Genomic DNA, 23,925 nt, shown 5'->3' on the forward strand with positions numbered 1-23,925 from the left:
GCCGCGGTCAGAGTCGCACGTTATCGTGGTACCCGGGGAGTCGGGAGTCTAACCGGGAATCTGCGACGGACAGGTCAACTCGGTCGGCTCCGACGGAGGACACGGGCGGCCACAAGCATGCCCTTTTCGAACGGAGCGAACGTTGCCGAGTAACCAAATCGTCTTCCTGCTACTGGATCTGGTGCTCATCGCAGCCGCAGCACGCGTGTTGGGCCGGGTCGCGGAGCGCCTCGGCCAACCTGCGGTGATCGGAGAAATCGCGGCCGGAATTATCGCCGGGCCCACAATTCTGGGGGCACACCTCTCCGGAATGGTCTTTCCACAAGACATCCGGTCCTACCTGAGCGCGTTCGCGAATGTCGGCGTGATGATCTTCATGTTCCTGGCCGGGCTGGAGATCGACCGCGGCTCGTTCAACGGCAACCGCCGCGTGATCGGCGCGGTGTCGCTGTCCGCCTACGTCGTCCCGTTCGTGCTCGGCTGCATTGTCGCGGTGGCCGTGCTGTCCAGGCACGAACGCGACAACCAGTTGAGCTTCGCCCTTTTCATCGGCTGCGCGCTCGCGGTCACCGCGTTCCCGGTGCTGGCCCGCATCCTGCACGATCGTGGCCTGATGGGCAGCAGGATCGGGCAGCTCAGCTTGGCCAGCGCGGCCATCGACGATATTTTGGCGTGGACCGTGCTCGCCATCGTCATCGGCGTCGCGCGACCCGGCGCGGGCCAGCAGTGGCGACTGCTGCTGTTCGTGCCGCTGGTCGCGGCCATGTGGTGGATCGCGCGGCCGCTGCTCGCCCGCATCGGGCGGTCGACGGCGCCGACCACCGTCAATACGATGATCTTCCTTGCGGTTTCGGGCGCGCTGCTGTGGGGCGCGGCCACCGAGTGGATCGGCCTGCACCTGATCTTCGGCGCCTTCCTGTTCGGCGTCATCTTCCCGCGCGGCCACCGTCCCGCCGTGGAATCCGGTGCGCAACTGCTGAGTTCGGTCTTCCTGCCCGCCTTCTTCGTGATCGCGGGGCTGCAGGTCGACCTCAGCTCGATCGACCGCGCAGGCATCGGCGAGATGCTCGCGATCCTGCTTGCCGCACTGCTCGGCAAGCTCGGCGGCACCTATCTGGCCGCGCGCGCCACCGGTATCGAGCGCAAGGAAGCCGGAGCGCTGGCCAGCCTCATGAACACCAGGGGGCTGACCGAACTCATCATCCTCAACGTCGGTTTGACGATCGGGCTCATCGGCGGGCAGCTGTATTCGATGCTGGTGGTGATGGCATTGGTGACCACCGCGATGACCTCGCCGTTGCTGCGGTTGTTCGGGGTGACCGGGCAGGTGCGCCAGTTCCCCGTGCAGGCCGCCGAGCCGACCAAGGTCGCGTCATGAGTCGCGGGCCACTGGAAACCCTTCGCGCGCAACAGACTCCGACCAGGGTGCCGATTCCCGCCGCCTTCGTCGACGTCGACGAAACCCTGGTCCGCGACATCACCTTCCTGTCCCTGTTCGCCTTCGACGCCGAGCGCTTTCCCGAGGTCGACGGTCCTGGAACAATCCGCGAGTTCTTCGCGCTGCGGGAACAAGGCATGAGCCGCAGCGAATCCCACCGGTGGTTCTATCGGTTGTGGGCCGGTCGCGAGGTTGCCGAGGTGCATCGGGTCGGCCGCGCCTGGTGCACCGCACGCATCGCCACCGCGGGATTCTTCAATCCTGCTGTGCGCCAACGCATCCAGCAGCTCGCCAGTTCCGGGACCCGGATCGTGCTCGTCTCCGGCTCGTTCGACGCCGCACTGCGCCCACTCGCCACCCTGCTGCGCACCGACGCGGTGTTGTGCACCGTGCTGGAAGTCCACAATGGCTTCTACACAGGCGAAGTCGTCGAGACGATGGTCGGCGCCGACAAGTCCGCCGCGTTGCGCCGCTACGCCGCACAAACCGGTATCGATCTGTCGGCCTGCGCAGCCTTCGGTGACCACCACTCCGACATCGCCATGTTCGACCTCGTCGGCCACCCGGTCATCGTCGGCAACGCAGACCGCGCGCTGGACGACTACCCCGCGGACCGACTGCCGGGCTGAGGCGGGTGGCCTCGGCGTGGCCGAACCGCAGGAAAATAATCGGCGCCTCGGAGGGCCGGGGCCGGAATTTCCGTGTGGCACACTCGACGTCACTATGAACGTCCTGACCACCGGTGCTCCTGGACGGCTGCCGCGGGGTCCGCACCGCTTGAGCCGCGACGAGGTGACCACCTCGCAGCGCGAGCGGCTGTGCATCGCCGCGCTGGAGGCGATCGCCGAGCTCGGGTACGGCCCGACGACGCTGGCCGATATCGTCGGCCGGGCCAAGGTGGCCAGGCGCACGTTCTACACCCTGTTCGACAGCAAGGAAGAGTGCTTCACCGCCGCCTTCGATCTCGCGGTCGACGTGGTGGCGCGCGAACTGGATCGCGTCGTCGCCGAGTCCGGCGCACGCGCGTTCGGCGATCTGGTGCGCACGACGCTGATCGCGTACCTGGACTTCTTGGCGGCCGAGCCCGCCGCGGCCCGCGCGCTGCACATCGAAACCCTGGCTGCCGGACCGGGCCTCATCGCGCACCGGGCCAAGATGCACCGGCTGTTCGCCTACCGCATGCTCGCCGCGGCCCGCATCGGCGTGCGCAACGGCGAGCTCGCGGCCGTGCCCGACCTGCGCCTGGTCGACGTGCTGATCGGCGGCATCGACGACCGGGTGCGGGCCGTGCTGATCGAGTCAGGTCCGCAGGCGCTGCCCGAGCTGGCCGACCCACTCAATCGAGCGGCCCTGGCACTGCTGGGATCCGGCGCCTGAGCGCTCACCACCCGGCGCCCGCGGCGACCGGAATATTCACCCAGCTTGGCTGATTCGGGTCGAGCTGCAGATGCTGCGGCTTGAGTTCGCTCTCGTTCAGCAACGGGCGCAACGGAATACTGCTCGGGAAGTTGCCCGCGAACACGTCGATGCGCAGCCGATGACCGGGTTGCAGCACGCCGTCGGTGGCGAACAGGCCGATGTCGATGACGGTCGGCTGCCCTGGCACGATCGGCTGCCTGGTCTCCAGCGTCAGCGGCGGGTAGGGGTCGGTGTAATCACCATTCGGCGAGCGGGTGGATTTGGCCTCGTTCACCGCGCGCAGCGACGCGGTGCGCTGCCCGGTGCTCCACACCGTCGAACGACCATCCGGCGCAACGTCATTGACGGTCACCGTCCAGTAGCCGTCGGTGGCGTCTAACACCGTGTTGAGGTGAACGGCGATCGGCCCCGACACCTGGGTCGGCCGGTCGACCGGCGCGCTGGTGAAGGTCAGCGCGTTCGTCTCACTGATGCGCGCGTCTTTCGCGCAGGCGTCGAACGCGGACAGGATGCCTGCGGTGCCCTGTGCCGCGTCGCGGGAGCACAGGGTGGACAGGCCGGGCGCCACCGTGACGCGCGCAGGCCCACCAGGCGTGGTGACGAGGCTGCCGTCGTACCCGCTGCCCGGCGCGGTGCCCGACGAGGCTGCGTCGAAATACATACGGCGGTAATCCATTCCGGGGCGCGGGAAGGACGGGGCGGTGGTCCAGCCGCCGCCCTGCTGCCACAGGTGCACCTGCTCGTAGCCGTCGATGCCGTTGTCGATGTCCTTGAGCCACTTGTCGAACCAGGCCCGTTGCAGCACGTCCAACGACGGCGGCGCACCGGGAACGCCGAGGCCCGAGCCGGTGCTGACGTGGTAGGTATCGCCCATCACCAGCTTCTTCTGACCCGCAGGCACATTCACCGCGTTGTAGACCCGCGGCGAGGAGTAGGTGAAGATGTCGTGCCAGCCGCCGTAGATGAAGGTCGGCACCTCGATCCGCTCCGGATTGCCGATGAACGCGGTGCGCACCGGGCTTTGTTCGTCGAGGAGGGTCCGCATCTCCGGCTTGATCTGTTCGATGCTCGGGGTCGCCAAGGCCTCAATGACGAGATTGAAGAAGGTGAACGGATCGCGCACCCGGTCGGCGAGCCAGACCCAGTCGAACTTGCCGTTCAGGATGGACATCAGGTCGGGCAGCAGCTTGGTGGCGTTCACCGCGAGCAGCCACTCCGGGATGAACCCGATGCCGAGTGCGCCGCCGGGCGCCGCGACATCGCGAATCAGGTCGCTGCCAGGCACAATCGGGAAGATCGCGCGCAGCGCGGCCGGCTTGCGTTCGGCAGTCTGCAGCTGGTTGATCGCCGAGTAGGAGATGCCGCTCATCCCGATCTTGCCGTTGGACCACGGCTGCGCGGCGGCCCAATCCACCACTTCCGCGCCGTCCTGCTGCTCGCGATCACCGAACACCTGCCAGGTGCCCTGTGAGAAGCCTGTCCCGCGCACATCGACGACCACCTGGGTGTAGCCGCTCTGCACCAGGTTGCGATCGACGGCGAAAGTCCTTGCCGCGCCGCCGGGCAGCGCGTGCATCAGGTCACTGATGCCGCCCATGCCGAAGGCGGACAGGTCGATGCTGCTCAGTATTCGCATCAGCGGCTCGGCGAGGCCGGGCACCGCCATGGTCGAATCTGCGATGTTGCCAATGAGTTTCGTGTAGGGCGTGAGGTTGACGATCGTCGGCATCGGCGCGGCAACCGGTTGCCCGGTGGCGTCGGCGGGTCGATACACGTTGCCCTTCAGCACGGTGCCGTCGCTCATCGTGATCGGCACGTCCCAGTCGATGAAGACTCTCGGAAACTGCTGTTGGCCTTGATGAGTCGCGATGAGCTGCGCGTCGAGGGGATCGGCGGCTGCGGTCTGCCCCGACGCCACGAGCACGCCCGAGAACAGCGCGAACGCGGTCACGGCGGCAGCAAGAGCTCGAATCGGACGTCGGCGTCTGAGCATTCTTCGCGCACCCTCCCACAGTGGGGAACTGCCTCGTTCCCCTTAACGAGGCGTTACAGTAACGCGCGTCACGCTTAATGCACAACAGTGACCACTGCCACAGTTACTCGGGAGTACGCCCGCGAGTGCGCTCGATTCAGTTGGCCGGGAAGTGGTTTGCGAGAAATGTGCCGAATACCTGTTTGGACATCTGGGTGCCCCAATCACCCCAGGTGAAATCGTAGATGTGTTCGCCGTACGGCACGGCGAGCAGCTGACCTTCGACGCCGACCCGGCGCAGCCGCTCCATCAGCTCGACCGAACCCCGGTACGGCGCAACATGATCGCGGGTGCCGTGCATGACCAGCGTCGGCGGCACATTGGGGCGAATGTAGGTGATCGGGGACGCCGCCTTGTATCGATCGGGCACCTGATCCGGGCTGCCGCCGGTGTAATCCGCAAGGAAGGTACGCATTCGGCCCGGCAGCCCGGAGTCACGCCACGCCTCCGCCAGATCGGGCATCGGATAGAACGCCGCGACCGCCTTGACGGCGGTGTCGTCGACCGCGCAGCTCGGCAGCACGCGATCGTCGGCATAGGCGCCCATCAGCGCGAGGTTGCCGCCCGCCGAGCCGCCCGCGATCATCACCCGCGCCGGGTCGACGCCGTACTTCGCCGCCTGCTGCTTGACCCAGCCGACGGCACACTTCACATCGGCGGGCGCCTGATCCCAGCGCGGTGGCGGCGTCGTCCGGTAGTCGATCGCGAAGACGGCATAACCCTTGTCGGTCAACCACTTATGCCACAGCGGCGCCTCACCGCGGTCGCCGTTGGCCCAGCCGCCGCCGTGCACCCAGACCACCGCGGGCCGTGGGCGATCCGCTGCCGCCGCGGGCAGCTTCACATCGAGCAGCAGATCCTGACCGTCGACGGTGTTGTACACGGTGCTCAGCGCCTCGACGGGCGCACCGACGTTCCGCTCTCCGGCGACATAGTCACCGAACGACAGCTTCGCCTCGTTGCGGATCGCCGTCCCCCACGACGCGGCCAACGGCAGACCGGCGGTGAGCACGCCGAGCAGGCACACCAGCCCCGCGACGGCCGCCGTCCGGCGCACCCCGACGCGCCCCTTCGGCGCGAACGCGATCAGCGCCAACACGAATCCGCTGAGCCCAACGGGGACCAGGTACAGGCCGAAGTCGCTCACCACGTGCGTCAACACCACGAACGGTGCGGGCACCCGCACCACCATGATCACGTAAATGAACAGCGCCATCACCGCGGCGAGCACCGCCGCCGCAGCCGCACACAGCCAGCGAATGACCATGTACCCCATTAACCCACGATCACCCCCGCTCGCACCGACGGCTCGCCGACCGAAACCCAGCAGGTCAGGGCTGGTGGCTAACTTCGCGTATTCGGAGCCGACGCCGCGAGGGATCGGTACCGTCCGACCTTCGGCCATGATCGTGCGGCAAGCAGCTCGGCCCGCGCCGAAAGCAGGTGTCGCGCCACGATTTTGCATGGTCACAGACCTACGCTGAATGGATCGACACCAAACTATCCCGCAGCGCATTCCTGCGCGGCGCTCTCGGCATCGGCGCGGCAAGCCTGGCGTTCGGCGGTGCCGCGCACCGCGGCATCGCGCATGCCGAGCCGTCGCCGCTAACATCCAGCCGCGCTGCGGCAGGCGTGGATTGGGGCGGTTTGGAGCGGCGACTGGGCAGGCCGGTCACCCTCGCGAGCGACCCGGACTACGCGACGGCGAAGCAGCTCTTCAACACCCGATTCGACAGCACGGCGCCGACGGCCGTCGTGCGGGTCACCTCGGCGACGGAGGTCGCGACCGCGGTCGCGTTCGCCGCCGAGCACGACGTCGTGCTGGCAGCACGCGCGGGCGGTCACTCCTACGTGGGCGCCTCGGCGGCCACCGGCGCAATGATCATCGATCTGCGCGGATTGACCGGGCTGACCTACCGCGACGGCACGGCGGTGGTGGCGCCGGGGCTGACGCTGCACCAGGTGTACCGCGAGCTCGACAAGCACGGGCAGACCATTCCCACGGGCATGTGCCCGATGGTCGGCGTCGCCGGGCTCACCCTCGGCGGCGGTCTCGGGTTCGAGGCCCGCAGGTACGGGCTGACCTGCGATCGGCTGGTCGCGGCGACGATGGTGTTGCCGGACGGCACGACGACCGAGGTGTCGCCGACCTGCCGCCCCGAGCTGTTCTGGGCCGTTCGCGGCGGCGGGTCCCACGTCGGCGTCGTCACCTCGCTCACCTTTCGCACCTGCCCGGCGACGCCGAAAGACGTTGTGGAACTGACCTTTCCGGGCGATCTGGCGGCTCAGGTGATCGCCGGATGGGCGAACTGGCTGCGCACCGCGGGCCGCGACCAGTGGGCCGATGTCAGCGTGGACGCCGACGGCCACGGCGGGCTGAGCTGCTGGCTCCAGCTGGTCAGCCCGGCCAGGGACGGCGTGCGCGCGGCCGTCGAGCTGATGACTCACACGGCGAAACCACTGAATGTCGAATATCGGTCCCTCAGCCACCTGGACGCGGTCGCCCATCTCGCAGGCGGCACCCCACCGCGCGCCGCGTTCACCTGCGGCTCCGACGTCATCACCGAACTCACGGCGGACACCATCGCCGCGATCGTGGAGGCGGTCACCAGTCATTCGCGCGCGGGCGGCACCGGGTGGGTCCAGATCAACGCGCTCGACGGCGCCGTCCGCGACACCGGCCCGACCGAGACCGCCTTCCCGTGGCGCGCGCATGCCGCCCTCGTGGAATGGGGCAACTACCAACCGATTCCGCACGAACGCGCCGCCGAGTGGATCGCCGAAGCACACAGTCTGGTCGCGTCCGCCTCGGCGGGGGCCTACATCAACTACCTCGAATCAGGTGACCCACTCGAGCGCTATTACGCCCACAACTACGCGCAATTCGCCGCGATCCGCCGTGCGGTGGATCCGGCGAACCGCATCCACACGGCGCTCACTCCTTGACGAGGATGGTGCGCACGTAGAGCAGCTGGAAGCCGAGGCGTTGCACGTTCTGCTGCGACTTCGAGCCGGGCAGGACGGTGACGGTCGCGAGGTCGCAGCCCGCCGCCGCGGCCGTGGCGAGCCGATGCGCCAGCAAGGAGGCTTGAATGCCGCGGCGGCGGAACGCCGGTAGCGTCGCCGCGCCGCAGAGTTGGGCGATGCCCTCGTGCAGGCGCAGGCTGGCCGCGCCCGCCGCGACACCGGCTACCTGTGCGATCAACCGGCTGAAGCCGGTGGTCGCGGCGAGATCGCCCATCGCGTGCTCGAGCGATTCGCGCGGGAATTCCTCGCTGGATGGCACGCCCTGGGTATCGGGAGTGGCGAAGCCGTCGATGCAGACCTGCAACCAGGTGTCGAATTGCTCGGGCGTCGCGGGGCCGATCTCGACGCCATGCGCCGAGGCTGCCTGTCTGCCCGGCGCCAGCCGCAGGCCGAGCACGTTCTCGAAGCCGACGAGCACATAGCCGCGGCGGGTGAGGCGTTCGACCACGGCCGGGTCGGCGAGGGTGGACACCTCGAACTGCACCGCAGCGTCGCGGTCCGCGAATTCCTGCTCCACCGCGTCCAATTCCTGGTCGCTGAATTCGCCGGCCATGCCGACACCGACGACCTTGTCGAACGGCGAACCAGGCCCTGCCCACACCGCGAGCCCACTGCCCAGCGGCCGGGTGAGTACCGGCAGCTGCGGGTCCCGCGCGGCGGCCGCGCGCGCCCCCTCCTCGATCAGCGATCTTTCGGCACGCTCGACCCGCGCCGAAAGGTCGGTCCCAGCAAAAAGATTCGGTTCAGTCGGCATGCGTGCATTCCTACCAGGGGCAGGACCGCCGCGGCGACAGCATTTCCGGACACCGCTGCACCGCCCGCGCGCCACGATTGTTCGACGACGGAAAATTCATGGTTCAACGGTGGCAAACCGGGTACTCGGAATCGCCGTCGAATGACCGTAACCCGCACTATGGCGTCGATGCCAAAATGACTCCTTCTTCGTGTAGCGACACCGGCGCTGAGCGGCAAAGATGTTGGTGTTCTACACGATTCATCCCACGAGGAGCCCCTTCAGTGTCCCAAACCAATCTCGACCTCGTCACCCAGGTGTACCAGGCATTCGGTGAACTCGATTTCACAGTTATCGAGCGACTCTTCGATCCGGAAATCGAGATAAAACAGGCCGAACAATTGCCATGGGGTGGGCGACATGTCGGATACGAGGGCGCTACCACCTACTTCACCACGATGCTCGCTCACGTGGAACCCAACACCGTCCCGGAAAGCATCTTCGCCGCGGGCGACGACGTCATCATGATGGGCCGCGGCGTCGGCAAGACCAAGGACGGTGTCGCCTTCGACGTCGCGCAGATCCATGTCTGGCACCTGCGTGACGGCCGCGTGGCCGGCTTCGACAACTACCTCGACACCCCCGCCATGCTCGCCGCACTCGGCGCATCCCAGTAAATAGATCGCTACCCCTGATCGACACTTGGGCCGGGACTTACCAGTCCCGGCCCAAGGCTTTTTCTTAGCTGCGGTTAGGCGGTCAGCTGGTCCGAGTACTGGTGGAAGTGCAAGTGCTCGGCACAATCGAGGAGGAGGCCGATGGAATTCGCGGAGAGATCCTGTGCGGTGTTGAGCAGGGTACGCAGCGCGGGTTCGGTCAGCCTTGCGATGATTGTGGTGTCGGCGGGATGGGCGGCAGTGGCGAGGTGGGATGCGGTGGATGCGTTGTCGGGCATGGTGTTTCCTTCCTAGCGAGGATCGCGCAGCCACGCATCGATCGAGCGATGACGCGATCCCTTTCAGAACCGGGCCGATCGGGGGTGGCTCGGCCGGGCTGAACACGTACCCGGCGAACCGTATGTGCAATCGGACAACTGCCGCGTCGCCGTGAGGTCTGATTTCCGCACCGCCAACTGGCTGGTGCAACCATGGCTGTGTAGCGGGACGGTAACTACAGTATTGTTCCCAGGCATGATTCGAGTCATCGTGATCGACGACGAGGCGCTCGTCCGGTCCGGATTCGAGCTGATTCTCGGACAGGATGCCGATATCGACGTGGTCGCCACCGCCGACGGCGTCACGGCATTGGCGCAAATCGACCGCCACCACCCCGATGTCGTCCTGCTCGACATTCGGATGCCCCACGTCGACGGCCTGACCATTTTGCGCGAGGTGGTGACGCGCGCGAATCCGCCCGTTGTCGCCATGCTGACCACGTTCGACGCCGATGAATACGTCCTGCAGGCGCTCACGCTCGGCGCCGCCGGATTCCTGCTCAAGGACACCAATCCCCGTCAACTCGTGACGCTGGTGAAAAGCCTGGCCGCGGGCGGCGTGGTGCTGTCGCCGACGCTGACCCGATCGGTGATCCGTGGGTTCTCGGCCGCCGAGGCGGTCTCCTCGGCCGTCGAGGCGGTCGCCAAGCTGTCCGAACGCGAGCAGACGGTGCTGCGGCATGTCGCCGCCGGGCGATCCAATCGCGAGATCGCCGGGCTGATCCGGCACAGCACCGGGACGGTCAAGGACGATATGAGCGCGATCCTGGCCAAACTCGGCGTCGGCACCAGAGTCGAGGCGGCACTGATCGCCCAACAGGCCGGGCTGGTCGACGGACCACAGACATGACAACACCGTGGTATCGGGTGCTGTTGTATCTCCTCCCGATACCACTGTCCGTGCTGGACGTCTGGCTGGTGCCGCAGATGCCGACCTCGCTGCCCGAGCATCTGTCGGCCGCATTCGGTGTGGTCGCCCTGCTCTGGCGGCGGCGGTTTCCGGTGCTGACCTTCCTGTGCACCATCCCGGCCGCGTGGCATTCGCTGCTCATCCCCTCGGTCGCGATCTACACGGTTGGCAGGCACAGCAAGCGCAGCCTGACCGTCGTGGTGTGCACGGTCATCTTGGCGGTCGTCTTCATCGTCGTGCGGTATTCCGTTGCCTGGGAAAATATTCCGCTCGACATGTTTACCGTCATCATCATCACCCGGGTCCTGTCCGCGATCGCGCCAGCGGTGCTCGGCAGGCTGCTTCGTTCCCGAGTCGCGTTGCAGGACAAGATCGCCGAGCTGACCGAGGCGCGTGAAGAAGGCGACGCCCTGCGCATCCAATCCGCGCTCGCGCGCGACCGCGCCGAGCTCGCGTCCGAGATGCACGACGTGGTGTCACATCAGGTCAGCATGATCGCCATCCAGGCGGGTGCGCTCGAGGTGAGCAGTCCCGACCCGAAAACCGTTGTGGTGGCGGAGACGATCAGGGAGCTCAGCGCCAAAACCCTGGACGAACTACGGCATATGGTGACCGTCCTGCGCGCCTCCGGAACCAACGGTGGTGCGCTCACGCCGCAGCCCACCGTCGCGGATCTGCCGAAACTGTTGCACGACAGCGGTATCGATGTGGCGCTGATCGGCGCCATGCCCGACGATCTCGGTGCGGCCACCCAGCGGGCGATCTACCGCACCGTCCAGGAAGCACTCACCAACGTCCGCAAGCACGCGCCGGGTGCCGCGGTGACCGTGACGCTCACGGCCGACACGAGCGATGTCACGGTCATCGTGCACAACACCGCGGGTCAACACACCCCGATGACGCTGCCGAGCGCCGGGCACGGGCTGCGTGGGCTGACCGAGCGCGCCGAACTGCTCGACGGGACGCTGCGCACCCACCACGAGGCCGATGGTGGCTTCCGGCTGGAACTTCGGATACCTCGCTCCGCCGATGCGCGACCGTGATCAGCAGACCTGGCCGAGTCGACGGCTTCGGACAGAGGTCGAAAGTGCGCTCCTGAACGAGGCTTTGGTGATCGATGAAAAATTCGCCAGGACGGCCCTGCACTGCTAACTTGCGGCCGTGGACCTCTTCTCACGCTCATGGACAGCGTTGCGCACCGCGGTCACCGAACTCCCCGATCACGACTTCGCCATGCCATCCGGCTGCACCGGCTGGCTCGTCCGGGACCTGGTGTGCCACCTGATCATCGACGCCCAAGACGTCCTGATCACCCTTGTCACGCCCGCCGATTCGGCACCGACCCGCAACGCGGTGACCTACTGGAACATCTCCGACACCCCACCCACCGGCGCTGACCCCCTCGACGCGCTGATCGTCCGGCTCGCCGCCGCCTACCAGGAACCGGGCCTGCTGAAGTTCCATCTCGACGACGTCGGCTCCGCCGCGGGCCGCGCCGCCACCCTCGTCGACCCGACCATCCACGTCAGCACCTGCGACCAGGTCCTCACCGCAGGCGACTACCTCTCCGCCTACGTCCTCGAATGGACACTGCACCACCTCGACCTCATCGCCCATCTCCCCGAACTCGCCGACCCACCCGCCGAATCCCTCGCCCGCTCGCGCGACATGCTCGAACAAATCGCCGGATCCCCCTTCCCCGCAACGATGTCCGACAAGGACGCCCTCCTCGTCGGCACCGGCCGCCGCATCCCCACTGACGCCGAAAAACTTGCCATGACCGACTTCCCCACGACCCTCCCCCTAATCCTCGGCTGACCCCAATCACCCCACAACGCACGGATAGCGGGAAGGGGTCGGCGGCCCCTACGGACGCCGACCCCTTCGATCATGCCTTCATCGCTCGAGCAGCCCCGCTGGTCGCCGAAGGCGCACTGCGCTGATCTCGACCACGATGGTCGACCGAGTCACTGTGCGCGCTTGCGCCAGAACTCGCGCAACACGGATCCGATTCGCGCCAGCGCGGCCTGGTCGGTCATCCGCCAGTGCGTCGCAGGCACCGGGTGATCGTGGACCGTGCCCGCCACTGCGCTCGACCACGTCGCAGCTCCTGCGGTGGCGGCAGGAGCCTCCTCGGTCGCGGTGAAGTACACGAGGTCGCCGCGGAACTTCGCGGCCTGGTACCCGTCCGTCAACGCGGCCATGTCGACGTTCGCCTGCATGAACCAGGCAATCCGCTCGGCGCCGAGCGAGCCGAACGGCTCCGGCAGACCAGCAAGCTGGGTGGCGATTGCCGAGACATCCGAATTCTCGTCGAGTGCCAGCTCGACCATGTTGTCGCCGAACAGACCACCCAGCAACTCCTGCAGCGGCATTGCGCCTGCCTCGGCGTCCGCGTCGCCAGGCACCCGCTCCGCATGGAGATAGCTGTCCATCATCGCCAGCAGGGCCACCTGCTCGCCCTCGTCCTGCAACTGCACAGCCATGGCGTGCGCGAGCACACCGCCGAGCGACCAGCCGAGCAGGTGGTAGGGGCCGGTCGGCTGCACCGACCGGATCTCCTTGACATAGATCCGCGCCCACTCCTCGACCGACTCCGGCAAGGACGAGGCGTCGGTTGCCTGAAGGGCAGGCGATTGCAGTCCATAGATCGGACGATCCGCGTCCAGGTGCGCGGCCAAGCCCGCAAACGACCACGCGATGCCGCCGAAGGGATGCACGCAGAACAGTGGTTCCGCCGAGCCGGCGGAACGCAGCGGCAGCAGTACGTCGAAGGCAGCGTCCAAATCGAGTTGACCGGACCGGCGCTGCGTCAGCTGGGCGGCCAGCTCGCCCGGCGTCGGTGCGGTGAACAACCACACCAACGGAACGGTCTCCTGCAGTTCGGCGCCGAGCCGCGCCGCCGCACGGACGGCCAGCAGTGAGTTGCCGCCGAGTTCGAAGAACGAGTCGTCCAGACCAACCTGCTGCACGCCGAGCAGATCCGCGAACACCTCCGCAACGATCTGCTGCACCGGGGTCACCGGCGCACGGAACTCCCGTGCTTCGAACACCGGCTCCGGCAACGCCTTTCGATCGAGCTTGCCCGAGCTGGTGAGCGGAAGCTCCGCCAGCACAACCGTCGCCGCAGGCACCATGTACGACGGCAACCGTTCGCCACCGAACCGGGCCAGCTCCGCCGAGTCAACCGAAACACCCGACACGGCAACCACATACGCCACCAGCTGCTGACTGATCGCGGTCTCGACCACCAGCGCCACCGCCTGCGACACCGCAGGATGCTCCAGCAGCACCGCCTCGATCTCGCCCAGCTCGATCCGCTGACCGCGCAACTTCACCTGGAAATCAGAACGACCGACATACTCCAATGCACCAGAAGCGTGCCAACGCACCACGTCACCGGTCCGGTACATGCGCTCACCCACCGCACCGAACGGATCAGCAACAAACCGATCCGCCGTCAAATCCACTCGACCCTGATACCCGCGCGCCACCTGGGCACCGGCGAGATACAACTCACCACGCACCCCGACCGGCACCGGACGCAACGCCGAATCCAGCACATACGCCCGCGAATTCCATACCGGAGCACCGATCGGCACCGAACCAGGTATCGCCTCGCCTACCTGCCATGAGGTAGCAGTGATGGTGAATTCGGTAGGACCGTAGGTGTTGTACACCTTCGCATCCGAAATCTCACGGAAAGCGCTGACCGTCGCGGGCGTCAACACCTCACCACCAGCGAAAACCCATCGCAGCGAACGACATTCATCGGCCGAAGCCTCCGCTGCGAATACCGTGAGCAGCGAAGGAACCATCTCCATCGCGGTCACCCCGTACCGCCCGATCAATTCGGCCTGATACCGCGGATCACGGTAGCCCTCGTGCGTGGTGACGACGATGCTCGCACCAACCATCAACGGAGCAAACATCTCCCACACCGACGGATCGAACGTGAACGGCGTCCGCTGCAACAGCACATCGGACTCATCCAGCCCGAGCTCGCCGACCATCCACGCCAGCTGATTGACCAACGCCGCATGGCTCACCGCCACGCCCTTCGGACGACCGGTCGAACCCGAGGTGTAGATCACGTAAGCCGTGTTGTCCGCCCGCACCGGCGCCAACCGATCCGCATCGGTCACCGGCGCATCGGAGAGACCGGACACCGCCATGGTGTCGATCTGCAGCTGACGCACCGACTTCGGCAACGCCAGCTCGGCACCGGACGTGGTCAGCACGCAGGCCGGGCGCGCGGTGTCGAGGATATGCGCGATGCGTTCGGCAGGATGATCCGGATCGACCGGCACATACGCGCCACCGGCAGCCAATACCGCGTAGACCGCGACCAGCGTGTCGACCGACCGGCGAATACCGACCGCCACCAATGTCTCGGGACCGACGCCGAGGTCGATCAGCTTGCGCGCCAACCGGTTCACCCGCGCAGCGAACTCCCCATAGGACAGCGTCACGCAGTGACTCGATGGGGGGTGGTGGTCGGGCGACGGGTGGGCCAGTCTCGTCGGCCCATCACCCGAATCGAAGACGAGGGCGACAGCATCCGGTCGCCACCGCGCCTGCGCCTGGAACCGATCCAACACGCTCACCAGATCGGGCACCGCATGCGCGGTCTCGTTCCAACCCCGCACCACCAACGACCGCTCGACATCATCGACCAGATCGATGTCACGCACCCGCCGCTGCGCATCACCCGCAATCGACGCCAACACCCGCACATAGCGATCGGCGAAACCCGCAATCGTCGCCGCATCGAACAAGTCAGTGGCATACGAGAACTCAGCGACCATGCCACCGCCGACCGCGCCGGATTCCTTGACGGTCAGCGACAGGTCGACGTCCTCGGCCGGGTTCTCGAGTTCGGCCCCCGAAACCCGCAGCCCCGGCAGCTCGAATGCCCCCGCGGGGACCGACAGCATCACCTGGAACAACGGGTTCCGGTTCAGCGCGCGCTCCGGAGCAAGCAGGTCGGCCAAACGCTCGAACGGAATATCGGCGTGCGCGAACGCCTGCAGATCGGCGTCGCGAGTGGCGGCAAGCAACTCGGTGATGGTCAACTCGCCACTGATCCGCGTACGCAGCACCAGAGTGTTGCTGAGCAGGCCGACCCGATCATCGAGCGCGGCCGCAGCACGCTCGGCCACCGGGGTACCGATAGCGATGTCATCCGTGCTGGACAGCCCGGCCAATAGAACCGCGAGCGCAGCATGCACGACCGTGAACAACGAGCCCTGCTCCCTGGCAACCTCCTGCAACCGCTGGTGCAAATCCGCCGCGATCGAGAACACCATCCGATCGCTGCCGAGCGATCGGGCCGTCGTGCGTGGCCGGTCCACCGGCAGGCCGAGCTCCTGCGGAATGTCGGCCAAAACCGCACGCCAGTACCGGGTTTGGGTGATCGGGTCGTTCCGTCCGGCCGCCAGCTGACGGATGGTCTCGCCGAGAGTGCGCTGCGGTGCGGCGACGAATTCCGCGATCAAGGTGCGCAACCAGTCGGTCAGTGCCGTTGCCGTGTCCTCGGCGACGGCGTCGCGCCGGTAGGCGAGTTGCACCTTCAGCTGGTCGTCGAGCAGCACACTCACTGAGACCGGGTAGTGGGTGGACTCGGTCACCTCCATGCTCTTGATCGTCAAACCGTCGATCGAGCCGTGGGCCTGCCGCAGTCCCTCGGTGTCGACCGGATAGGACTCATAGGCCACCAGCGAGTCGAACAATGCGCCGGAGCCTGCGGCACGGTGAATATCGGCCAAACCGAGGTAATGGTGATCGAGCAGTGCCGACTGCTCAGTCAGCAGCCCGGTCAGCAGCTCGAGCACCGTCGCGTCCGGATCGCAACGCACCCACACCGGGATGGTGTTGACGAACATGCCGATCATCTCGCCGACACCGTCGAGTTGGGGCGGTCGGCCCGAGACCACGGCACCGAACACCGCGTCCTCGCGACCAAGGCATGCGGCGACCAACACACCCCACGCGGCCTGCACGACCGTGTTGACCGTGATACCGGCACCGGCGGCGAACGCGGTCAACCCGGCGGTGTCGGCGGGCGAGAGAGCGAAGGCACAGTTGCCGACCTCGTCGACCGGAACTTCTGGTCCGACAAGCGCAGGCGCAAGCAGCGCAGGCCGCACTCCGGCAAGCGTCGATCCCCAGACTCGGGCCGAGGCCTGGTGGTCTTGGCGCGAAAGCCACGCCAGATAGTCGCGATACGGGCGCACCCGCGGCAGCACCGACGAATCCCCATGCGTCGCATAGAGAATCATCATCTCTTTGAACAACAACGGTGTCGACCAGCCATCGAGCAGGATGTGATGCTCGGTCATCGACAGGTAGGAGCGTCCGGACTCGGTGCGGTACACCGTGAATCGCAGCAGCGGCGCCACCGCGGGATCGAACCCGCGCCGCTGCTCGGCGCTCAGCAACGCGGGCAGTTCGGCATCGGATACTCCGGAGACGACCTGCCACGGCACCTGAACACCGTCGGCGATCACCTGCACCGGCGTGCCGTCGGCCGCCGCGACGAACGCGGCGCGCAGGTTCGCGTGCCGCGTCAGCACCGCCTGTGCCGCACGATGCAGCCGCTCCACATCCAACTCACCGGCCAGCTCCATGACCATCTGCGGGACATAGGCATCCGAATCCGCCATCGATGCCATGAGGAACAACATGCCGAACTGCAACGGCGACAACGGCAACACATCGACCAGGCCGGGATACTCGCGACGCCACGTATCCAACTCGGCTTGGGACACCGCAACGAGCGGCACATCCGACGGGGTCAGACCACCGGCGGCGGGATGAGTGGCATGCTCGGCGAGCGCGGTCAGCGCGGCGACCCACTCCTGAGCCAGCTCCCGCACGTCGGCTTCGTCGAGAATCTGACCGGCGAATTGGAACGACACATCCATGCGCGGGCCCGCGTCGGTGTCGACCACCGCCGCGTTGATGTCGACGACCATGTCGGCGGGCAGCGCCGGGTCGAAATCGGCGTTGAGTGCACCGAGTTCACCGGTGGGCAGGAACCCGGCATCGGTCAGGCCCTCGGGTATCTTGCCCGCCGAAACCCGACCCAGGTAGTTGAACCCGATCTGCCCGAGCACACCCGCCAGCTCTGGTGCGGCGTCCGGATTCAGATAGCGCAGCATCCCGAAGCCGACACCGCGCTGCGGAATGGCAAGCAACTGCTCCTTCACCGACCGCAGTGCCGTCGCGGTCACGTCCGCATCGACGAGCACCGCGTCCGCGTCGATGCCGGTCAGATCGACCGCGACCGGGAACGTACTGGTGAACCAGCCGATCGTGCGAGTCAGATCGGCGCCGGGCAGCACGCCCTCTTCCCGGCCATGGCCTTCGAGCCGAATCCGGGTGACCGGCGCGTCGACGCCACGACGAGCACGCCACCTGCGCACCGCAATGGCCAACGCGGCCAACAATCCATCGTTGACACCGCCGCGATACCGCGCGGGCAGCTCGGTCAGCACCGCATCGGTGACCGCCACCGGCACCTCGACACCGACGGCCCGCACCGTGGCATAGGTATCGATCGCCCGATCGAGGCCACGCGCACCGAGCAGCGGATCCGGCGCGGCGAGCACCTGCCGCCAGTAGGCCAGCTCATCGGCGGAATCGGCCGTCGTAGCCACGTCGGCCAAGCCATGTGCCCAACGGCGGAACGAGGTGCCCACCGCGGGCAGGTCGACCTGTTGACCGGCGGCGTACTGCGACCAGGCCACCACCAGGTCCGGGATCAGGATCCGCCAGGACACCCCGTCGATGACGAGGTGGTGGGCAACGACGATCAGCGCGTCGCGGGCGCCGTTGCGGCGCACCCAGGCGAAGCCGAGCATCCGGCCGGCGATCGGATCCACCATCTCGAGAGCGGAATCCATTGCCGCAGTGGCAATCCCGTGCCGTTCGGCATCGTCCGCATCGGCGGGCACCTCGACCTCGACGACCAGCGGATCGACATCGACCGAACCCTTGGGGAAGGTCTCTAGTCGCCACTGCCCCTCGGCCTGCGCTACCCGGGATCGCAACATGTCGTGCTGATCGAGCACCGCGGTCAGGACGGTCAGCAGACCGGCGCGGTCGATGCCGTCGGGCAGCGCGAGCACCATATTCTGAGTGAATCGGTTGTACACGCCGCCTGCGAGGGAGCTGGCCAGGATCGGGGTCAGCGGGATCTCGCCGACGCCGGCGCCTGCCAGCTCGGTCAGCTGCACCGTCGCGGCTTCGCCGAGTACCGCGACCTCCGCCAGTCCGGCAATAGTTTTGCGCTCGAACACATCTCGCGGAGTGAACACCAATCCGGCCGCCTTGGCCCGCGACACCAGCTGGATCGACATGATGCTGTCGCCGCCGAGGGCGAAGAACGAATCGTCGGCTCCCACGCACGCCACCCCGAGCAGCTGCGCGACCAGCTCCGCGAGCTGCGATTCCACCGGGCCGGCCGGGTCGCGCGACACCGTCGGCGCGACCACCGGGTCCGGCAACGCTTTACGGTCGAGCTTGCCGTTCACGGTGAGCGGCAACGCATCCAGCAACACGAACGCCTGCGGCACCATGTAGGACGGCAACCGTTCGCCACCGAACCGGGCCAGCTCCGCCGAGTCAACCGAAACACCCGACACGGCAACCACATACGCCACCAGCTGCTGACTGATCGCGGTCTCGACCACCAGCGCCACCGCCTGCGACACCGCAGGATGCTCCAGCAGCACCGCCTCGATCTCGCCGAGCTCGATCCGCTGGCCGCGCAACTTCACCTGGAAGTCGGTGCGACCCAAGTACTCCAGCTCACCCGCTGGCAGCCAGCGCACCAGATCACCGGTGCGGTACATCCGTGCACCCGCAGCGCCGAACGGATCAGCCACAAACCGATCCGCAGTAAGATCCGCGCGGCCCACATACCCGCGCGCCAACTGCGCACCGGCCAAATACAACTCACCACGCACCCCGACCGGCACCGGCCGCAACGCCGCGTCCAGCACATACACGCGCGTGTTGAACACCGCACGACCGATCGGCACCGACACGCTGTCGACATCGATCACCTCGTGATAAGTGACATCGACCGCAGCCTCGGTCGGGCCGTACAGGTTATGCACCCTGGCACCGGTCAACTCCCGCAACCGCTGCGCAGTCGGCGCGGGAAGCGCCTCGCCCGAAGCAAACACCTGCCGAAGCGAACCACACTGCACCGCAGCAAGTTCGGCCACGAATACCGCCATCATCGACGGCACGAAGTGCACAGTCGTCACCTGCTCGGCCTCGATCACCTCGGCCAAGTAGGCCGGATCACGATGTCCTTCGGGCCTCGCAACCACCAGACGCGCACCGATCTGCAACGGCCAGAAGAACTCCCACACCGACACATCGAAAGTCGCCGGGGTCTTCTGCAACACCACGTCCTCGGACGTGAGCCCGTACTCGGCCTGCATCCACACCAGACGGTTGACAATCGCAGCATGCGACACCGCAACGCCCTTGGGCCGACCCGTCGAACCCGACGTGAAAATCACATACGCCGTATTCGAAGACCGCACCGGCGCAACCCGATCCGCATCGGTCACCGGTGCCGCCGAATATCCGGACACATCAAGGGTATCCAGATCGACGGACTCGAAACCGTCGTGCACCGCCGCGAATTCAGCACCGGTGGTCAGCACACACACCGGCCGCGCGGTGTCGAGAATATGAGCGATGCGTTCGGCCGGATGGTCCGGATCCAGCGGCAGATAGCCGCCACCAGCCAGACTGACCGCATACATGCCGACCACCAGCTCCAGCGACCGGCGCAGCCCGAGCCCGACCAGCTTGTCCGGCCCCACACCCAACGAAATCAAATGCCGAGCAAGACGATTGGCGCGCGCCGCGAACTCGGCATACGACAGGGACTCGCCCTCGAAGGTCACCGCCACGGCGTCCGGCGTCCGCGCCACCTGCGCCTGGAACATCGACACCAGGGTGGACGCCGAATCCACCGGCGACACCGCACCGGTGCCCGCCCACAACACCCGACCGCGCTCAGCATCATCGAGCAGATCAATCTCGCGCACCCGCCGCTGCGCATCCCCCGCAATCGACGCCAACACCCGCACATACCGATCGGCGAGATCCGTCACCGTCGCCGCGTCGAACAGGTCAGTGGCATAAGAGAACTCAGCGAACATGCCACCGTCCGCCGTGCCGGATTCCTTGATGGTCAACGACAAGTCGAACTTCTCGGTGACCATCGCCATATCGACGCCGGAGACCCGCAACCCCGGCAGTTCGAATTCACCCTCCGGCAAGTTCTGGAACGACAGCATCACCTGGAACAACGGGTTCCGGTTCAGCGCGCGCTCCGGAGCAAGCAGGTCGACCAAACGCTCGAACGGAATATCAGCATGCGCGAACGCCTGCAGATCGGTATCCCGAACAGCGGCCAGTAAGTCGGCGACGGTCAGCTCGCCACCGACCTGCGTGCGCAACACCAAAGTATTGACAAACATGCCGACCAGATCATCGAGCGCCGCCTCGCCACGCCCAGCCACCGGCGTGCCGATCGCAATATCCTCGGTGCCCGACATGCCGGCCAGCAATACCGCCAACGCAGCATGCATGACCATGAACAGCGAGCCCTGCTGCTCCCTGGCGACCTCTTGCAGCCGCTGGTGCAGATCCGCCTCGATCCGGAACTCGACCTGAGCACCGGCGAACGATTGGGCGGCCCCGCGCGGACGATCGAACGGCAGCGCCAGCTCGTCCGGCGCCCCGGCCAACGCCGTCCGCCAGAACTCGGCCTGAGCCGAAATCACGCTCTGCGGATCATCTTCCGAGCCCAGCACACTGCGCTGCCACATACTGAAATCGGCGTATTGCACCGGCAACGGTGCCCACGTGGGAGCCGTTCCTGCCGATGCGGCGACATAGGCGGTCATCAGATCACGGGTCAGCACACCAAGCGACCAGCCGTCGCCGGCGATGTGGTGTACCACACATACCAGCACATGCTCGGTCGCACCGATCCGCAACGCGCGCAACCGTATCGGTGGCGCCACGGTCACATCGAATGCCTCGGCAACGGTGTCGACGACCTGCCCACGCAGCTGCTCGTGGTCCGCCGCCACCACCACAAGCTCCGGCACCGCCCGCGGATCATCCATGGGAAGCACCACTTGACGGCCCTCGCCGTCGAGCGCGGGGTAGCGGGTGCGCAGGACTTCGTGTCGCTCGACCAGCGCACGCACCGCGGCACGCAAAGCGTCCAGATCCAGCTCACCGGTCAACCGCACCGCCATCGGGATGTTGTCCACCACGCTGTCGGGATCGAACCGATTCAGGAACCACATCCGCTGCTGGGCATAGGACAACGGAATACGGTCAGGCCGCGGCATCGGCCGCAACTGCTGAGCCGCGTCCGCACCGGCCAACCCGGCATGCCGCTGCACCTGTTCGGCAAGCCCGGCCACGGTGGGTGTCTCGAACACCAGGTGCAGCGGTATCCGGATGTCCAAGGCGGCACCCAGCCGAGCCGCAATCCGGGTAGCGATCAACGAGTTGCCGCCGAGCTCGAAGAAGTCGTCGTCGGCGCCGACTCGGTCGAGTCCGAGTACCGCACCGAAGATCTCGGCGACGGTCTCCTCGGCTCGGGTCGCAGGCGCCCTGAATTCCCGTGCCGCGAAAACAGGTTCGGGCAGCGCGGCCCGATCGACCTTGCCGACCGGGGTCAGCGGAATCTCCTCGAGCACCGTGATCGAGGCCGGAACCATGTAGGCAGGCAACGACTTCGAGACAAAATCGGCAAGCGCGGACGGCTCGAGGGTAGCTCCGGGACGCCCGAGCACATACGACACCAACGCGGTCGTCCCCGAGGGCAGCGCACGACCGAGCGTGACCGCGAACGCGACATCCGGATGCGCCGACAGCGCGCTGTCGACCTCCCCCAGCTCGATCCGCAGACCACGGATCTTCACCTGGAAGTCCGCACGACCCAAGTGCTCGAGCGTGCCGTCCTCGCCGCGGCGCACCAGATCACCGGTGCGATACATCCGCGCGCCGGACAAACCCAGCTCCGCCGCAAACGGGTTGGCCACAAAGCGTTCCGCGGTCAAACCCGGTCGCCCCAAATACCCTTGCGCCAGACCTGATCCCGCAATGTACAACTCACCGGCCACCCTGGGCGGCGCCATCCGCAGTCGCGAATCCAGAATGAGCGCACGGGTGCCCTCGGTCACCGGCCCCACCGTCACCGGCGCACCCGCAGCCACCGGGCCGGTCGTGACGATCACCGTTGTCTCGGTCGGCCCGTAGGCGTTGAACACCACCCGATCGGCCGTGGTCCACCGATCGACCAGCACGGGGCTCAAGGTGTCGCCTGCGCAGACAACAGCCTGTAGATCGGAATACTCGTCCAGCGGCACCGATTCCAGCGCACCGGGCGTGATCGTCAGATGCGTGACGCGCTCCCGCTTCAGCAACGCCGCCAATTCCTCGCCACCGAATACCGTCGGCGGCACGATCACCAACGTCGCACCGACGGAGAAGGTGTGCAGGAACTCCAGAATCGAGAAATCGAAACTGGGTGAACTCAGATGGGTCACCCGCGACGCTGCCGAAATGCCATACCTGGCACCGGCCGCCGCCACCCGCGCCATGCCATCGCTGGTGACCACCACCGCTTTCGGTCGCCCCGTCGAGCCCGAGGTGTAGATCAGGTAGGCCGGATGCCGCGCGGTCAACGGCCGAACCCGATCGCCGTACCAGAACGGATGCGTCGGCCGAGCGCCCACTCGCTGCACCACTGCCGGATCGTCCAATACCAGCCACTCGATGCCCTCGCCCAACCCCGGCCGGTGCACCGAGGTGGTCAGCCCGAGCACCGCCGCCGAATCGGCAAGCATGAACTCGATCCGATCCTGCGGATACAACGGATCCACCGGCACGAACGCCGCACCCGTCCGCGCAACCGCCCACACCGCGAGCACCGACTCGATACTGCGGGCAATCGCGATCGCGACGATATCCCCTGGACCGACACCACGATCGATCAACTCGCGCGCCAACTGTGCTGAACGCTCATCCAGCTGGCCGTAGGTGAGTTCGCGATCCTCGAATCGCAACGCCACCCGATCAGCGGCCGATTCCGCCGCCGCAGTCAATACATCACCGAACGGCGAAGCCACCGACCCACGACGACGACCTGAGCGTCCATCACGACGCACGTTCATTCACGATCCTCACTCTCCGGACGGCACCGTCCGGAACATCAGCGCGGCAACCACGAACAGCGGCACCGCAAGTCGATCCACCAGGTTGGTAACCCGATTTTGTTGCGTTCCAGGATGTTTCCCGTCACCGCTGGGGTGACGCT

At 66.7% G+C, this 23,925-nt stretch carries 13 protein-coding genes; 8 read left to right on the forward strand and 5 right to left on the reverse strand.

The features are described 5' to 3' along the window. The first annotated feature begins 142 nt into the window (after positions 1-142). The 3 genes from ACGFNJ_RS10805 (at position 143) to ACGFNJ_RS10815 (ending at position 2,815) form a co-directional block, all read left to right on the forward strand. Positions 143-1,378: a cation:proton antiporter gene (locus ACGFNJ_RS10805; RefSeq protein WP_393445829.1), complete on the forward strand. Its 1,236-nt coding sequence runs from the start codon at positions 143-145 to the stop codon at positions 1,376-1,378. Continuing rightward, positions 1,375-2,067, forward strand: coding sequence for an HAD family hydrolase (locus ACGFNJ_RS10810; protein WP_393445831.1), 693 nt, complete (start codon positions 1,375-1,377; stop codon positions 2,065-2,067). The genes ACGFNJ_RS10805 and ACGFNJ_RS10810 overlap by 4 nt, the downstream gene beginning before the upstream one ends. Positions 2,068-2,161: 94 nt before the next feature. After that, the gene (locus tag ACGFNJ_RS10815) at positions 2,162-2,815 is read left to right on the forward strand and encodes a TetR/AcrR family transcriptional regulator (protein ID WP_393445833.1); all 654 of its coding nucleotides are present in this window, start codon (positions 2,162-2,164) and stop codon (positions 2,813-2,815) included. A gap of 4 nt (positions 2,816-2,819) precedes the next feature. Here the strand turns inward: ACGFNJ_RS10815 and ACGFNJ_RS10820 are convergent, their stop codons facing one another. Both ACGFNJ_RS10820 and ACGFNJ_RS10825 read right to left on the reverse strand, forming a co-directional pair. Continuing rightward, positions 2,820-4,850: a CocE/NonD family hydrolase gene (locus ACGFNJ_RS10820; RefSeq protein ID WP_393445835.1), complete on the reverse strand. Its 2,031-nt coding sequence runs from the start codon at positions 4,848-4,850 to the stop codon at positions 2,820-2,822. Positions 4,851-4,986: 136 nt separating this feature from the next. Beyond that, positions 4,987-6,165: an alpha/beta hydrolase fold domain-containing protein gene (locus ACGFNJ_RS10825; protein ID WP_393445837.1), complete on the reverse strand. Its 1,179-nt coding sequence runs from the start codon at positions 6,163-6,165 to the stop codon at positions 4,987-4,989. A gap of 167 nt (positions 6,166-6,332) precedes the next feature. Here ACGFNJ_RS10825 and ACGFNJ_RS10830 point away from each other — a divergent pair, with 167 nt between their 5' ends. Beyond that, on the forward strand, positions 6,333-7,835 hold the full coding sequence (locus ACGFNJ_RS10830) for an FAD-binding oxidoreductase (protein WP_393445839.1): 1,503 nt from the start codon (positions 6,333-6,335) through the stop codon (positions 7,833-7,835). On the opposite strand, the gene ACGFNJ_RS10835 is transcribed toward ACGFNJ_RS10830, so the two are convergent. Further along, a complete protein-coding gene (locus ACGFNJ_RS10835; protein WP_393445841.1) occupies positions 7,825-8,670 on the reverse strand; it encodes a GNAT family N-acetyltransferase in 846 nt (281 codons plus the stop codon). The two genes, ACGFNJ_RS10830 and ACGFNJ_RS10835, sit on opposite strands and share 11 nt — an antisense overlap. 263 nt (positions 8,671-8,933) lie before the next feature. On the opposite strand from ACGFNJ_RS10835, the gene ACGFNJ_RS10840 reads away from it, so the two are divergent. After that, positions 8,934-9,326: a nuclear transport factor 2 family protein gene (locus ACGFNJ_RS10840; protein ID WP_393445843.1), complete on the forward strand. Its 393-nt coding sequence runs from the start codon at positions 8,934-8,936 to the stop codon at positions 9,324-9,326. A gap of 74 nt (positions 9,327-9,400) precedes the next feature. Here ACGFNJ_RS10840 and ACGFNJ_RS10845 read toward each other — a convergent pair whose 3' ends face one another. Then, positions 9,401-9,604: a hypothetical protein gene (locus ACGFNJ_RS10845; RefSeq protein ID WP_393445845.1), complete on the reverse strand. Its 204-nt coding sequence runs from the start codon at positions 9,602-9,604 to the stop codon at positions 9,401-9,403. Positions 9,605-9,839: 235 nt separating this feature from the next. Between ACGFNJ_RS10845 and ACGFNJ_RS10850 the strand changes: the two genes are divergently transcribed. The 3 genes from ACGFNJ_RS10850 (at position 9,840) to ACGFNJ_RS10860 (ending at position 12,371) form a co-directional block, all read left to right on the forward strand. Further along, positions 9,840-10,493 carry a response regulator gene (locus ACGFNJ_RS10850; protein WP_393445847.1) on the forward strand — a complete coding sequence of 218 codons (654 nt, stop codon included), beginning with the start codon at positions 9,840-9,842 and terminating at the stop codon, positions 10,491-10,493. After that, entirely contained in the window at positions 10,490-11,596 is a 1,107-nt protein-coding gene (locus ACGFNJ_RS10855) for a sensor histidine kinase (RefSeq protein ID WP_393445849.1), read from the forward strand. Before ACGFNJ_RS10850 ends, ACGFNJ_RS10855 begins: the two co-directional genes overlap by 4 nt. 118 nt (positions 11,597-11,714) lie before the next feature. Further along, a complete protein-coding gene (locus ACGFNJ_RS10860; RefSeq protein ID WP_393445851.1) occupies positions 11,715-12,371 on the forward strand; it encodes a maleylpyruvate isomerase N-terminal domain-containing protein in 657 nt (218 codons plus the stop codon). Positions 12,372-12,520: 149 nt separating this feature from the next. On the opposite strand, the gene ACGFNJ_RS10865 is transcribed toward ACGFNJ_RS10860, so the two are convergent. Then, positions 12,521-23,782: an amino acid adenylation domain-containing protein gene (locus tag ACGFNJ_RS10865; protein WP_393445853.1), complete on the reverse strand. Its 11,262-nt coding sequence runs from the start codon at positions 23,780-23,782 to the stop codon at positions 12,521-12,523. Positions 23,783-23,925: the final 143 nt, after the last annotated feature.

The organism is Nocardia sp. NPDC049149 (assembly GCF_043197455.1).
Lineage (GTDB): Bacteria > Actinomycetota > Actinomycetes > Mycobacteriales > Mycobacteriaceae > Nocardia.